Origin of the sequence: Klebsiella sp. BIGb0407, assembly GCF_024807845.1 — a bacterium.
Lineage (GTDB): Bacteria > Pseudomonadota > Gammaproteobacteria > Enterobacterales > Enterobacteriaceae > JGM124.
In genome coordinates, this window is sequence record NZ_JANUEQ010000001.1 from 1244162 (window position 1) to 1259092 (window position 14931).

The window sequence follows — 14931 nt, forward strand, 5'->3', positions numbered from 1 at the left end:
AAAACACAGGGTAATCAAAAACACAAATTAATCCATCATCAATAAAACATCAGACATTGATGATAACTTCACCACCAAAATGTCAGTTACATCTGATAACATATCAACCAGGAGTATATTTTATGCCACATAATGCCCTGTCAAATATATCACTAAGTTCTTCTTTGTATTCTATATACCAAGTAGCTCCCCAAGCCTTGGTTAATCTACCCGCTAACCAGTCATTTACATCAAAAATAAACACGGCAGCTCACTCAACTCAAGCCTTCGCCTCAGCGAGAGCCTATTCAGGCTACTCCTCCTACACTTCCCAACAAGCCATTATCGCTAATCCTGTTGATCCTGGTTTCAGCGTTGCTTCAAAGGGGACTCATGAAGCTCAGAAACCACTTTCACCACAAGATTTAGTAAACAATCGTTTTATACTGCAAAGTGTTAACGGTACGCCATTCGTCGCTAAAAATAAGGAAAAAATCCCCGAACTGAGTTTCGATGAAAATCTGCAAATGTCCGGAGTCATGGGCAACTATTTTTCTGGTAAAGCAACACTGAGTGGAGACCAACTTAAAACGGAAGGTTTAGCCATGACCAGAATGTTATCCCATAACCCTCAACTCAATGAACTTGATGTGCAGTTTGATAAAATGCTGAATAAAGGTGCGAAAATCAGTTTTGATGGCTATGAGTTGACGCTAAAAAACAATGAATACACTCTGATCTGGATGCAGGCTGCGCCTCAATACTTCAGCTACTAGTTCCAGCGGCAGGCATATTTTCACAATATCGCCTGCCGTTTGCGATAACGAGCAAATGATTGTTATGCCCGCAATCATTCGTAGTCCACTATTTTCTGTCATAATGACGCTTTGCTTTGTTAGCTACCGAGGAATCAACAATGGAACAGACTACCGGACTTATCCCCCTGGAAACTGCGCTGGAAAAGATGTTATCGGGTATCTCAGCAGTAACCGAAACGCAGACCTTAAGTTTACTCCAGGCAGCAGGACGCATTACTGCTACACCGGTTATCTCCCCTATTGATGTTCCTGGTTTTGATAATTCAGCGATGGACGGTTATGGGGTAAGAATCTCGGATCTTGAATCCGGAGGCGTGTTATCGGTTGCAGGTAAAGCCTTTGCAGGCCAGCCATTTACCGGCCTCTGGCCTGAAAAGAGCTGTATTCGTATTATGACGGGTGCACCTATCCCGCCAGGAACTGAAGCCGTAATTATGCAAGAAGAAGCCGAAGTCACTGAGCATGGTGTACGCTTTCCTGTTTCTGTCCGCCCGGGTCAGAATATCCGCCGTCGTGGGGAAGATATTGTTGAAGGAGCCGCTGTCCTTAATGCCGGAATTAAACTGAGCGCTGCTGAACTGGCGATGATTGCCTCACTCGGCATCAAGGATGTTGAGGTATTTCGCCCGCTCAAAGTCGCCGTTTTCTCGACCGGCGATGAGCTGCGCTTGCCGGGCGAACCCCTTGCGGAAGGGCAGATTTACGATACCAACCGCCTGGCGGTCCATATCATGCTGTCACAACTCGGTTGTGAGGTGACAGACCTCGGCATTATTCCGGATAACGAACAGGCTTTACGCGCTGCCTTCCAGCAGGCTTCTCAGCAAGCGGATGTGGTCATCAGCAGCGGCGGCGTCTCCGTAGGTGAAGCCGATTATACGAAACAGATCCTCGAAGAACTGGGCGAGATAGGCTTCTGGAAACTTGCTATCAAGCCGGGTAAACCCTTTGCCTTTGGCCGTCTGAGTGATAGCTGGTTCTGCGGGTTACCAGGAAATCCGGTTTCAGCCGCAGTCACTTTTTATCAGTTAGTTCAACCACTGCTGGCACGACTCAGCGGACAAACGGGCCTGGCTCTCCCCGCCCGACTACGCGTACGGACAGCAGAAAAACTGAAGAAAAGTCCGGGCCGACTGGATTTCCAGCGCGGTATTCTTAAAACAAATGATCAGGGCAACCTTGAAGTTCACAGCACCGGGCATCAGGGCTCGCATATTTTTAGCTCTTTCAGCCAGGCGAACTGTTTTATCGTACTTGAGCGGGAACGTGGTCATGTCGAAGCCGGTGAATGGGTAGAGGTAGAACCTTTTAATTCACTGTTTGGGGGCTAGGATGGAAGAGCTGACTGATGCTGAAATGCTGCGTTATAACCGCCAGATAGTACTGCGGAATTTTGATTTTGACGGACAGGAAAAATTGAAAGGCTCCCGGGTCTTCGTTGTCGGTCTCGGTGGTTTAGGGTGTGCCGCAACGCAATATCTGGCGGCGGCAGGTGTCGGGCATTTGACTTTGCTCGACTTTGATACCGTGGCTCTGTCCAACCTTCAGCGTCAGACCTTGCATCATGATATCGATATCGGTCAGCCTAAAGTCCTTTCAGCCCGAGAGTCGCTGACGGCGATAAATCCGCATATACAAATTGAGATTATCAATGGCCAGTTAACGGAGCTGCAGCTACACCAGCAAATTTCCGGGCACGATATTGTGCTGGACTGTACCGATAATATTGAAATCCGTCAGCAGCTTAATCGTGGCTGTTTTGCGCATACCGTTCCGCTAGTTTCCGGAGCGGCCATTCGCATGGAAGGGCAGATAAGCGTCTTTACTTATCAACCCGGCACGCCTTGTTACCGCTGCCTGAGCCGGCTGTTTGGTGATGCGACTCTGAGTTGTGTTGAAGCTGGCGTGATGGCGCCTCTGGTGGGCGTAATTGGCTCACTACAAGCGATGGAAACGATTAAAGTTCTCACTCACTTTGGTACCCCGCCAACAGGCAAGATAGTGATGTATGACGCTATGACTTGCCAGTTCAGGGAAATGAAGCTGATGCGCGATCCACAATGTGATGTCTGCGGAAACAACGAGCCTGCCCATTGACTCTGTGAAGAAAAAAGCGTTGTATTTACAACGCTTTTAAGTCGCTATTCGCTGTCCATATCACACAGCTGCCATCTGACAGAACTGACCCCTTTTTCAAGGCTGATCCGACTGACCAGGTTTTCTAGCTGGTCAGTTAATTTAGGGGGTCCGGTGACTTCTGCATTAACCTCCATTTTGGAAGGCGGTACCAGATCTTCACTATGAAGTGACTGCAAACGCAGACCACTGTTTCCCAGGCTGTGTAGCATCAGGCTGCGTACCTGTACCTCATCCTGTGCCTGGCAGATAATACGTACTTTGTAGTGCTGAATAACCTCGCTCGCCGGGATAACCGACTGCCGGTTAAACCCCGCCGCCAAGTCACGTAATAATATATTGGCACACAATACGACCAAACTGCCTATCGCAGCTTCGAGCAATAGTCCCATACTACACAGCACACCAATTGCGGCAGTACACCACAGTGTGGCGGCAGTATTCAGCCCACGCACATTTAGCCCGTCTCGCATAATCACGCCGCCCCCCAGGAAACCAATACCCGAGACCACATAGGCGGCAACTCGAGGTGCATCAGCCGTCATTCCCGGGACAGCCTGTGTCATTAAAACAAATAAACAGGCTCCCGTACTCACCAGGGCATTAGTACGAAGTCCGGTGAGACGCTGACGTAGCTGACGTTCACTGCCAATCAAAGCACCCAGTACCAGTGCAACGGCAACGCGCAGTAAAAATATTTTCCAGTCCATGATAATACTCACTCTACAGAGCAATAATTGCCTGTCCTCGAGGCAATTTAAATGAAGTGACATGGATTACAGCAGGCATGGACATCACCTGATGGCAATATCGCAATTTGACGGAAGGAAACTGAAGACAAGGATCCTGAGCCTTAACACGCAGCTAAGACAGAACCCGAATTAATGAGGTTATCTTAGAGCACGTACCTGTTGTAATCGTCCGGGACTTATGTCCAATGCAGTAACCCTCTAAAGTAAAAAAGCTAATATGAGTCAGGCAGGGATAACTCCCTGCCCTCTGTCATTCACTAAATCGTCAGCATCACTTTGGCAATCTGAAAATAGATAATCAGTCCGGTACCATCGATAAGCGTCGAGATAAAGGGGGCCGAAACCAGTGCTGGGTCGATATTAATACGGCGTAATAGCATCGGAATTATCGAGGAAACCACCGCACTCCAGATAGTAATCGCAATCAGCGTTAAACTGACAACCGTCATCACCTCAAAACCGACACCCAACGTCCATGCCCGAATGAAGCCTGCAGTACCTATCGTCAGGGCGATTAATATCGCAGCGGAGACTTCTTTACGCAGAATCGCACCTAAGTCTTTCAGACCGACCTCACCGAGCGCCATTGCTCTGACCAAGGTTGAGGTAATTTGCGTTCCGGTATTTCCCCCGGTACCAATCAATAACGGAATAAAGAACGCCAGGGCAATCGCCGTCTCCAGCTGATCTTCAAATGATTTAATAACTGTTCCGGTATAAGCTTCTGCCACAAAGAGCAGTAATAACCAGACCGATCGTTTGCGCCACAGGGTAAAAATACTGTTTTCCAGATAAGGAATATCCAGAGGTGATGAAGCCCCCTGGAGCTGACTGTCTTCAGTCCCCTCATCTTCTTTTAGCTCAGCAATTTCCTTTGGCCCTAATATGCCAACAATTTTGCCATTATTAAGTACCGGAATATAACTCACCGCAGTCTGTTTTAAAAAAACGCTGGTTTCATGACGCGGTTTATCTATTAACAGAGAATGCTTAATCCCTGTCATTAAATCGCCGATCAAGGCATCTGTATTCGCGTCCAGTAAACTTTTTACTGTCACCAGACCTAAAAGATAACCGTCATCGTCGACAACAAATATTTGCGGGGCAATATATTCACTGTCAATATCAGAAAAGAATTTTTCACGTGCGGTATTTACATCGGTCACAGCTGAGAGAGCCAGATAATTCTGCGTCATATAGGACGCAATATCGTGGCTTTGCTGTGGGGTATTGTCTGCTGTACAGGCCAGAGACTGAGCGTTGTTGTGCACTACGTCTGGAGTTGAAAAGGTCATGATTAATTTCCCCGATTACTGTTTTATAATAAACAGAACTCATCTGGGGCGAAGCAAGATATGAGAGTGCTAACGCTATCTCCATGTCTCGGTTTTAGCACTGTACAACGTATCCCCTGAATATCAGGAGGAAGTTACCTGGGGTTATACCTTGACTCGATATAACCTGTCCTAATCTTGGGCGTCTCTCGACGTCGTCAGATCAGTAACCTATGTTTGTACAGGAGCCTCGCCTAACGAGATACTGCAAAATCTTCGCGGCAGATTCTATTCCAATCTATTTCCAGTGCAATACAAAAGGTTAGTGTCGTTTAGTATTCATTTATATTTCCCGGGAAATAAATGAATAGATGAAAAACCACAACACAAAATTAACGTTTTCATCCTGAGTTTAACAATTTATTTATCCTGATTAATCAGGAGTATCCTCTGAATAGGGAACATAAATCCTGGAAATGATTATCCAGGATTTATCACCGCCACTCTCAATGGAGAGTGGAATAACCCTCATCACTATTAAATGAAGAAAAATTTGGATCGCTGTAACGCAGGCGATGGGGTTTATCCACCCGACCAAACATATCAGGAAGGCTGGATTTATGTTCAGGTAAGCTGAAAGATGATGGCGGTTGTCGCCATTGATTCTGCCCTTCTCCTGAATGTTGTATTGCGTCCGTTGTCTGATTCTTCTCCGCCTGCCACTTCAGTGCGAAATCGGCTTTCGCACTTGCTCCCAAGCTTGTAGAGCAAAACAGTAGTATCACTATCCATAGTTTATTCATCTGTTATCCCTTACTGGCATTTATCAGCATGCAAAAGCGCTGCCATTCACAACGCATTAACAGCATAATATTTCACCCGTTAAGATAATTTCAAAAAACAATCCACAAAAGAGTCAAATTAATGGCTGAAAGCACTAAATAAGCGGTCATTTATCATCAGATAGCACTTATCATTTATTGGCTGTTGTTGATTTGTTCACATAATGATAGCATCTTCAATCTAGCCATTTAGACGGCTAGATTGATAAATACGCAACAGGAAAGGAAAATCGTTATGTGGCAAGAAAGACTGGCGCAATTAGTCACTACCTGTCATTGGATTGGTGCCAAAGGCTGGGCACCGGCAACGGGCGGAAATATGTCTATTCGTCAGGATGTTGAGTGGTGCTGGCTGAGCGAATCAGGCCGTGATAAAGGCACTCTGACAACGGAAGACTTTCTGCAGGTCGATATCGCCAGTAATCTGGCCCCTTCCGGACGTAAACCCTCGGCGGAAACCGGCTTACATACGCTAATTTATCGTCTGTTTCCTGAGGCGAATGTCGTGCTGCACGTTCATACGGTTAATGCCACCGTTCTGTCACGTATTGAGAAACGCGACGTGCTGAATATTCATGGCTATGAAATGCAGAAATCGCTCGGCGGCCAGACCAATCATCTTGATACTCTGCCGATAGCTATTTTTGAAAACTCTCAGGATATTGATGGCTTGTCGAAACATATTGAACAATATGCACAGCAGCATCCCCTGCAATATGGCTTCCTGTTACGCGGGCACGGTCTGACCTGCTGGGGTAAAGACGTCAGCGAAGCGCGTCGTCATCTTGAAGGACTGGAATTCTTATTTGAGTGTGAGATGCAGCGCCGTCTTTACGAGCGCGATTAGTCCCGACGATTTTTAACCGGTCACTGAATGTGACCGGTTTTCACAATATCAGGCATTAACGGGCGTATTCGCCATAAACTCTTGCAGCTGCTGCCAGTCTACCAGACCTGCATCTGACCCCAGCCCTGTCGCCACCAGTGCCGCAACCGCGGAACCAATCTGACAAGCTTCTTCAACAGAATGGCCTTTTGCCAGAGCGGCGATAAAACCGCCGCAATAGCTATCGCCACAGCCCGTGGTATCGCTCGCCACTATCTGATAAGACGGGATACGCACCACCGATCTCTGTTTAAATAACAGTGAGCCCTGCGCACCATCTTTAAAGATACAACAGCCAGCGCCCAAGTCATGGAAGAAGGCGGCTATCTCAGCCGGATCGGTTAAACCAGAAATATAGGCGGCCTCTTCCAGCGCAGGCATAAAGTAGTCAACGTAGGGCAGTAATGGCCGTAGCAGTTCCAGCGTTCCCGGATTTGGCGCGATTAAATCGAAACTGGTCGTGATGCCACGATCATGAGCTGCTTTAAGCAACTTAGCGCTTTGTCCCTGATCCATCGCGGCCAGTAATCCCGTTCCACCGTGATGGAGAAAACGGCAGTCGAGTATCTCGTCAAAGCTTTCTTCACTGACAAAAAGCTCATCTGAAGCCCCCCGGCAATGCAGTGCCGGACGCTCACCATTGGGTCTGACAGGTAAGATAGTCGCTGAAGTTTCTTTATTTGAAGTCCGCTGAATTAATGAACAGTCGATACCCAGACGCTGATAAGCGCCCAGAATAAACTCGGCTTTTTCATCGTTCCCCAGACAGGCAACGGTTGACGTGCGGATACCCAATTTCGCCGCATTAACCAGTGCCCCGGCAGCGGTTCCAGCCGGATTAAGCCGAATTTGCTCGATAAACTGTACGCCACCACCGGCAGGGATTTCGACCACCGGTCGGCCTGCAATATCCAGAATGGTCAGGCCGACAAAAACCGCATCAAATTTACTCACAGATGACCTCAAACATGTTGCTGACGCAGACGGGCTTGCCAGAACGAGACCGCCAGCGCCACGACTAAAATAATCCCCACCAGAGCATCTTTAACCAGATAGTTAAGGCCCATTAGGTTGAGTCCGTTATTCACGATCGCCAGGAATAATACGCCGCCAAGCGTACCGCTCATACTGACACGTCCCTGCCGGTTAAAGGCAGTTCCAATAAACACCGCGGCAATAGAGTCCATCAAATAGGACTGCCCTGCCAGCGGCGTAAACTGTCGCAGGTTAGCTGAAAGGATAATCCCCCCGACCGCACACAGGGTTGAAGCAATCACCAGCACCCAAAAGAGTGTGCGTTTATCGGCAATACCCGCGATGCGGGACGCTTCACTGTTCTGCCCGACAGCGCGAACTTGTTTACCAAACAGGGTACGCTCGGTTAATAGCCATGCGGCCAGCCATATCACCAGCACGATAATAACCGGGATCGGGATCCCCAGGACATCGCCCACGGCCAGGTTATGGTACTCCGGCGCCATACGTCTCATGGCAATCGCGCCACCACCATCGGTATAGATACGTTCAACGCTGCTGGCGATAAACCATGTTCCCAGGGTCGCAAGGAAGGGTTTAATACGACAGACAATGATTAAAAAGGCGTTGACCAGCCCGATAGTCATGCCCCCGAGTAAGGCAAACATAACCGCCATTTCCCAGGGAAGATGCCAGGTTTTCAAAGCGATTAATGCCATCATGGCACCAAAATCAATCGCGACGCCGACGGATAAATCAATAGCCCCGGCACTGACAATCAGCGTCATCGCCAAGGCAACAATCAGTAAAATGGCACTACCCTGTAGTAAATTGCTCCAGTTATCCAGGGTCAAAAAGACCGGGTTGGACCAGCTAAATAACAGAATAAACGCCAGCGTGACCAGAGCAAAGCACAGGCGCGACAACCAGGCGCGCAGATTGCTCCCCCGCTTATCTGTCGTGACCGTAGAGGTTACTGACAGGACTGAAAGTAACTTCATTATGACTTTCCTCTATGCTGCATTGCCGAGGCGGCTAAGACCACTAAGATAAGCACTCCTTTGATGGCACCCATCCAGAAAATATTGACACCTAACAGACCCAGACCGTTTGATAAGGCATTAACCAGTATCGCGCCCAGCAATGCTCCCCAGATAGTCACCACACGACGACGTGAAAAAGCGCCGCCAAGGAAAGTGGCAAGCACCATCTCCATCAACAGTGGCGTTGCAGTCCCGCTCGAGCTACCCGATCCTTGAGCCAGTAGCGGGAAGACCGCCAGTGCAGCAGCAACCGCGGCTATCAGCCAGGAGGCGAGGATCAGACGGCGGACATTCAGACCCGACATCTGGGCCATATCTTTGCCGCCACCGACAGCCTGCAAATGCTGACCAAAACGGCTGTGATGCAACAGAACCTGGAAGCCAATAAAAACCACGACCAGATAGATAAGCGCATAAGGCACGCCAAACAAACTGCCGTCACGAAAGCCCATCATCAGCGGGTCATCAACGCTAATTCGACGCTGGCCGGTGAGCAAGTTGGTGATACCCGTAAAAGCGACGGAAGTGGACAGTGTTGCCAGGAGTGGCGGCAGCCCGGCGGCCAGCACCAGCAAGGCGTTAATACCACCGCAAACCAGGCACGCGATAACAAGACCGGCTAGCATCAGCGGCCAGGGCAACATCCACTCCATCATGCCAAGGCTCAGTAGTGCGACGCCCAATACCGCGATAGCAGGTAACGAGAGATCGATCCCGCCAGAGACCACATCATCGCCACCTGCGGCAATCACGCATACCAGGCCAAAGCTTAAAATCGCCAGCGGGACACTTTGTACCAGCATACGGCTGATATTTTCCCAGCTTAAGAAGTAAGGCGACTGGATACTGAGCCAGATTATGAGTAAGGCGAACAGCAGCAGTGGAATTTTTTCAAACAGCCCGCGCAAGGAACGCGAGCCGAGTTTTTGGGTTACAGTACTCATTGTGGTTGTTCCTGCCCACCATTGATCGTTGCCAGTAACATATCAAGCGTCAGTCCGGTGGTAGATAAATCAGCGACTAAGGCACCACGCCACATCACCAGAATACGATCGCACAGACCCAGCAGTTCACTGGCGTCGCTGGAAGAAACCAGGACCGAACGTCCTTGCTCTGCCAGCTGGCGAGTACGTTGATAGATATCACTGCGGGCGCCAATATCCACCCCAAGCGTGGGCTCATCGAGAATAAACAGTCGGGCATCGGTTCCCAGCCAGCGCGCCAGAATCACTTTTTGCTGATTCCCGCCGCTCATATGACGAACCGGGATCAGTGGTGAACCCGGGCGGATACTTAAACGTTCAATCCAGTCACGGGCTTTCTGTAACGCTTTACCGCGATGTTCCCAGCCAAGCGTGGCGTTATCTTTCATCGAGGCAAGGTTAATATTGTCGGCAGCAGAAAAAGGAAGTACCAGCCCCTGGTGACGGCGGTCTCGCGGCACCAGCGCCATACCCGCGCGGATCGCCTGGCGAGGAGTGCGTATGCGACAAACCTTACCATCAATGGCAATCTCACCGCTTTTCGCTTTATGCAGACCATAGAGCGAGTCGATAAGGATATCTCGTCCGGCACCTAACAGCCCTGCGACACCGACGATTTCACCGCGCTGAATCACAAAGTTTATATTTTTTAACTGCTGACCATCGTTCAGGGAGCTGACGGACAACAGGGGGTGGTCAGTGACCGCAACATCATGACGCTGTTCACGCACAGCATAGAGCTGCTCTATCTCACGGCCGACCATCATTCTGATCAATGCATCCGTATTCTGTAAGAGCTCACGGTCAGGATAACCGACCACTTCACCGTTACGCAGTACGGTTCCCGCATCACAGAGCAAAGCAATTTCGTTGAGATAGTGAGAAATATAGAGAATGGCAATACCTTGCTCTTTTAAACGCAATATCGCGTCAGACACCAGGCTTGCTTCATGCACTTCAAGGGGGGCAGTAGGTTCATCAAACACCACAAGCTTAGCGGCGCCATCAATCAGCGCACGGGCAATTTGTACCAGCTTACGTTCAGCCAGGCTTAACTGGCTAATAAGACTGTCCGGATCGATGGCAATTTGCCAGGTATCCTGGAAAAACTTGCGGGTGGCTTCGCGCATTTGCTTACGGTTCAGCAGGCCTGCCTGAAGCACCGACTCTTGTCCCAGAAACACCGATTCGGCGACAGTAAAATGAGGGATAAGATTGAGTTCCTGATGGATAACCCGAATACCCTGGGCTTCTATCGCCGCTGGTTTACCAAGAGGAAGTGCCTCGCCGTCAAGGGTTGCGCTCCCGCCATCAGCCTGATAGACCCCGGCAAGGATTTTGATCAGCGTTGACTTGCCTGCGCCATTTTCGCCGATCAGACCGTGGATTTCCCCCGGCTTGATCGTCAACGTGACCGCGTTGAGCGCGGCCACGTTTGCGAAACGTTTACTAATGCGGTCCATAACCAGACCGCGTTGCGTATTTTCGCTATTCACTACTTCAATTCACCATAACCCAGTTTTTCATGTACCGCTTTTGCTTCTTCCGGGCCATTTACAGGAACAACCGGAATAAAGGTTTGAACCGGCAGTTTTTCCCCGGCAAAGTAACGCGCGACGTTTTCAGCAGACGTCTTACCGATAAGGCCTGGCTGCTGTGCGACGTTCGCTACAAACGGGCTGTCTTGCTCTGCCATGATTTCCAGAGTTTCAGGGCCTGCATCGATTGCGGTAACTTTGACATCTTTATCGCGGCCGGTCTCTTCCAGGGCCTGAACAATACCGATGGCTGGCTGATCCCAGCAAGCAACGTGGATAGCATCCAGTTTGCCTTTAGGATACTGACTTAACAGTTCCAGGGTTTTCTTACGGGCATCTTCCGGTGAGTTAGCAAATTGTTCTGCCAGTTCTGGCTGAATAATTTTAATATTCGGGTAATCATTCAGAACATATTTCCACTGATCGTAACGGATACCACAAATACGTAATGCGCTGGAGAAGGCATTAAAAACGGCCACATTCCCTTTACCGCCCAGAGCATCAGCCATATTTCGGCCAATTGTTGAACCCAGGGTGTAGTTATCAGAGGTGGTGTTATTCACAGACTCAGGCGAAACGTGGTCAACGGTAAACACCGGAATACCCGCTTCACGCAGCGCTTTGAATTTTGGTTCAACGGCGCTGTCACCGAGGATACTGATAACCGCATCGACTTTACGCGACAGCAGAATATCGTGGTTATTGGCATGAACCTGATTGTCACGACCGCCATCAACAGCGACAACTTTACCGCCCAGTTTTTCAACTTCCGCGCTGGCACCTTTAAAGGCTTCACGATCCCAGAAGTGCTGAGTCCCCACTACAGCAACACCAATGGTCTTTCCTTGCAAGGACAAAGCATCAGCAGCAAATGTGCTGGCTGAAGTCACAGACAGCAGGCCCACTGCCGCAGCTAATAGCGTATTCTTAAACTTCATTCTGGTAGTTATCCTATATTCATCACGAGTTGAAACACACAATGACAACAACAATGGGCATGCCCAAATAAAAAATAGTTATAACTTATATTCACATAGTCATATCACTAAGTCACCAGAGAATTAACACTTATGACATAAAAAAATCCTGATAAAACAGGTTACAAGGACAAACAGGCAGTAAAAGAAAATGGTTATGCTATTTTTTTTGAAACAAATCTCATTCCTGAGAAATAATATTAAAGCCCGTAAGGAACATCATCTGTCGATAATAAAAACTGCCTTTAAAGATAAATACCAAATCATTCTCTAAAATATTCCTTTTTTGACGTCATATTTCACGCATAAATTTAAGCTATCTTTTCAACACGCCGTGATTATGATGTGCCTTTGGTATTAGAAAACAGAGTATCAGCATGAAAACGGAACATCAGTTGGCGGTAATGCACTGGGGAACCTATCGGGTTACCACCGAAGGTGAACGCATCGCTTCAATTTCACCGGTTGGCTGGGATAAAAACCCTTCGCTTATCGGTCAGTCGCTTACCGAGTCGGTCACCGGTAATTCCCGCATTCGTCGCCCGGCGGTCCGTTCAGGTTATTTAACCGGTGGCCCTGCTTCTCGCGAGGGGCGTGGTAAAGAACCCTTTGTTGAAGTTAGCTGGGAGCAAGCCATTGCCCTGGTCGCGCAAGAAATGCGCTCCGTTCAAAGTCGCTGTGGGAATGAGGCTATTTTTGGCGGTTCTTATGGCTGGGCCAGCGCCGGGCGTTTCCATCATGCTCAAAGTCAGTTGCACCGTTTTCTGAAAGGTTTTGGTGGCTATACTGCCAGTACTAACACCTATAGTAGTGCAGCAGGTGAACGTATCCTGCCGCATATTCTCGGCCCGCTAAGTCCGTTACACCATCAGCATACCCACTGGTCGGTACTGGAAGAGCACTGTGAAGTGTTTGTCGCTATCGGTGGCCTGCCGGTACGCAATGCCCAGGTTAATGGCGGCGGTGCCAATGACCATATGCTTAAGCACTGGCTGGAACGTCTTAACCAGAAAGGGGTTAAGTTTATCAATGTCAGCCCGGTCAAAAACGATCTCAGCGCCGTGCCTGATGCCCAATGGCTAGCCGTTAAACCCGGCACTGATACCGCATTACTGCTCGCTTTGTGCCATACATTGATTAGCGAATCGCGCCATGACCAGGCCTTTGTGGACAGTCATACCGTCGGCTTTGAACCCTTCCGTGCCTATCTTCTGGGTGAAACTGATGGCAAGGCTAAAACGGCTCACTGGGCTGCGGGTATCACCGGGCTTGATGAGCAGGTGATTATCGACCTGGCGCGTACGCTCTCTAAAAAACGCAGCATGGTGAATATCTCCTGGTCGATTCAACGCGCTCGCCAGGGGGAGCAAGCCTACTGGGCGACCGTCGCACTGACTGCTCTGCTCGGGCAAATCGGTACGCCGGGTGGTGGGCTGGCGTTTGGCTATGCCTGTACTAACCTCGCCGGGGCGGGTCGCGTCTCATTTTCAGGCCCACGTTTACCGGCCGGGAAAAATAAGATAAACAGCGTTATTCCTGTTGCGCGCTTGTCCGATATGTTGCTGCATCCGGGTAAAGAGTATGAGTTTGATGGCCAGCACCTGAATTACCCGGATATCCGTCTGGTGTACTGGGCCGGGGGCAATGCGTTCCATCATCATCAGGATCTGAACCGTCTGGTCGAAGCCTGGCGTCGCCCTGAAACTGTGATAGTTCATGAACAATACTGGACCGCTCAGGCAAAATTCTCTGACATCGTATTCCCCGTCACTACCTCACTGGAGCGTAATGATATCGGCAGTGCCGCCCATGATGGCTTTATGATTGCCATGCGTCAGCAGATCCCTGCGGTAGGAGAAGCCCGCGACGATTACAGGATTTTCTCAGACCTCGCACATGCGCTCGGTTTTGGTGAAGAGTTCACTGAAGGTCGTAGCGCTGAAGAGTGGCTGCCGGAACTCTATGAAACCTCCAGAGGCAGAGCAGAGAGCGATGGTATTACACTTCCCGCTTTTGAGGACTTCTGGGATCAAGGTAAGCTGGAGTACGCTGCACCACAAAAACCACAGATTTTTCTGTCTGACTTCCGTGCATCTCCGGAAGATTTCCCGCTCTCCACCCCTTCAGGCAAGATTGAACTTTATTCCAAAACGATAGCAAGCTTTGGTTATCGTGAATGCCCGGGTTATCCGTTCTGGGACGAAGAAGAAGCCAGCTTCCAGGCACAACAGGCACAAGACTGGCCGTTACACCTGTTATCCAGCCAGCCACGAACCCGACTGCATAGCCAGTACGATCACGGGACTGTCAGTCGCCAGACCAAGATAAAGGGACGTGAACCCCTGTGGATGAATCCACAGGATGCCGAGCTCAGGGGCGTCAGTGAAGGAGATGTGGTGCGGGTATTTAATCAACGAGGTGCCATCCTCGCCGGGATCCATATCAGTTCACAGATTATCCCGGGCGTAGTGCAAATATCTACCGGTGCCTGGTACGATCCGTTAGATCCTGCAACCCCAGGATCGCTGGATAAACACGGTAACCCGAATGTCTTGACTGAAGATCAGGGAAGTTCGCGTCTGGGACAAGGCTGTAGTGCGCAAAGTTGCCGGGTCGAGATTGAATTATGGCACGAGGAACTACCGCCAATAACTGCCTTTGATCCACCCGTATTCGTCACTGTTAAATAATATTTATCCGGCAACCGATATTCCTATTATATTAATAG

General features: G+C 49.4%; 13 protein-coding genes and 1 riboswitch. Of the genes, 5 read left to right on the plus strand and 8 right to left on the minus strand.

The annotated features are described in order from the left end of the window. Positions 1–122: 122 nt before the first annotated feature. The 3 genes from M2387_RS05805 (at position 123) to moeB (ending at position 2894) form a co-directional block, all read left to right on the plus strand. The gene (locus M2387_RS05805; RefSeq protein WP_259047780.1) at positions 123–755 is read left to right on the plus strand and encodes an META domain-containing protein; all 633 of its coding nucleotides are present in this window, start codon (positions 123–125) and stop codon (positions 753–755) included. 140 nt (positions 756–895) lie between these two features. Continuing rightward, positions 896–2128: a molybdopterin molybdotransferase MoeA gene (gene moeA, locus M2387_RS05810; protein ID WP_259047781.1), complete on the plus strand. Its 1233-nt coding sequence runs from the start codon at positions 896–898 to the stop codon at positions 2126–2128. A 1-nt stretch (position 2129) separates the two neighbouring features. Continuing rightward, the gene (gene moeB / locus M2387_RS05815) at positions 2130–2894 is read left to right on the plus strand and encodes a molybdopterin-synthase adenylyltransferase MoeB (RefSeq protein WP_259047783.1); all 765 of its coding nucleotides are present in this window, start codon (positions 2130–2132) and stop codon (positions 2892–2894) included. A 44-nt stretch (positions 2895–2938) separates the two neighbouring features. Here the strand turns inward: moeB and M2387_RS05820 are convergent, their stop codons facing one another. The 3 genes from M2387_RS05820 to M2387_RS05830 form a co-directional block, all read right to left on the minus strand. After that, positions 2939–3643, minus strand: coding sequence for an MgtC/SapB family protein (locus M2387_RS05820; protein WP_259047785.1), 705 nt, complete (start codon positions 3641–3643; stop codon positions 2939–2941). 299 nt (positions 3644–3942) lie between these two features. Next, positions 3943–4980 carry a magnesium transporter gene (locus M2387_RS05825; RefSeq protein ID WP_259047788.1) on the minus strand — a complete coding sequence of 346 codons (1038 nt, stop codon included), beginning with the start codon at positions 4978–4980 and terminating at the stop codon, positions 3943–3945. A 72-nt stretch (positions 4981–5052) separates the two neighbouring features. Beyond that, a riboswitch (M-box (ykoK) riboswitch) is annotated at positions 5053–5228 on the minus strand. Between the two features lie 237 nt (positions 5229–5465). After that, positions 5466–5762: a hypothetical protein gene (locus M2387_RS05830; protein WP_259047790.1), complete on the minus strand. Its 297-nt coding sequence runs from the start codon at positions 5760–5762 to the stop codon at positions 5466–5468. A gap of 274 nt (positions 5763–6036) precedes the next feature. Here M2387_RS05830 and M2387_RS05835 point away from each other — a divergent pair, with 274 nt between their 5' ends. Further along, positions 6037–6648 (plus strand): methylthioribulose 1-phosphate dehydratase, encoded by a 612-nt coding sequence (locus M2387_RS05835; protein WP_259047792.1) that lies wholly within the window; start codon positions 6037–6039, stop codon positions 6646–6648. Between the two features lie 48 nt (positions 6649–6696). Here the strand turns inward: M2387_RS05835 and M2387_RS05840 are convergent, their stop codons facing one another. Genes M2387_RS05840 through M2387_RS05860 form a run of 5 tightly spaced genes read right to left on the minus strand, consistent with a single transcriptional unit; the run spans position 6697 to position 12164 of the window. Next, positions 6697–7641, minus strand: coding sequence for a carbohydrate kinase family protein (locus M2387_RS05840; protein WP_259047793.1), 945 nt, complete (start codon positions 7639–7641; stop codon positions 6697–6699). Between the two features lie 8 nt (positions 7642–7649). Beyond that, positions 7650–8663, minus strand: a complete 1014-nt coding sequence (locus M2387_RS05845; protein ID WP_259047794.1) for an ABC transporter permease — start codon at positions 8661–8663, stop codon at positions 7650–7652. Further along, positions 8663–9649: an ABC transporter permease gene (locus M2387_RS05850; RefSeq protein ID WP_259047796.1), complete on the minus strand. Its 987-nt coding sequence runs from the start codon at positions 9647–9649 to the stop codon at positions 8663–8665. The genes M2387_RS05845 and M2387_RS05850 overlap by 1 nt, the downstream gene beginning before the upstream one ends. After that, on the minus strand, positions 9646–11151 hold the full coding sequence (locus tag M2387_RS05855) for a sugar ABC transporter ATP-binding protein (protein WP_259048312.1): 1506 nt from the start codon (positions 11149–11151) through the stop codon (positions 9646–9648). The genes M2387_RS05850 and M2387_RS05855 overlap by 4 nt, the downstream gene beginning before the upstream one ends. Before the next feature lie 32 nt (positions 11152–11183). Next, positions 11184–12164 carry a sugar ABC transporter substrate-binding protein gene (locus tag M2387_RS05860; RefSeq protein WP_259047798.1) on the minus strand — a complete coding sequence of 327 codons (981 nt, stop codon included), beginning with the start codon at positions 12162–12164 and terminating at the stop codon, positions 11184–11186. Between the two features lie 416 nt (positions 12165–12580). On the opposite strand from M2387_RS05860, the gene M2387_RS05865 reads away from it, so the two are divergent. After that, positions 12581–14893 (plus strand): molybdopterin-dependent oxidoreductase, encoded by a 2313-nt coding sequence (locus M2387_RS05865; RefSeq protein WP_259047800.1) that lies wholly within the window; start codon positions 12581–12583, stop codon positions 14891–14893. The last annotated feature ends 38 nt before the right edge of the window (positions 14894–14931 follow it).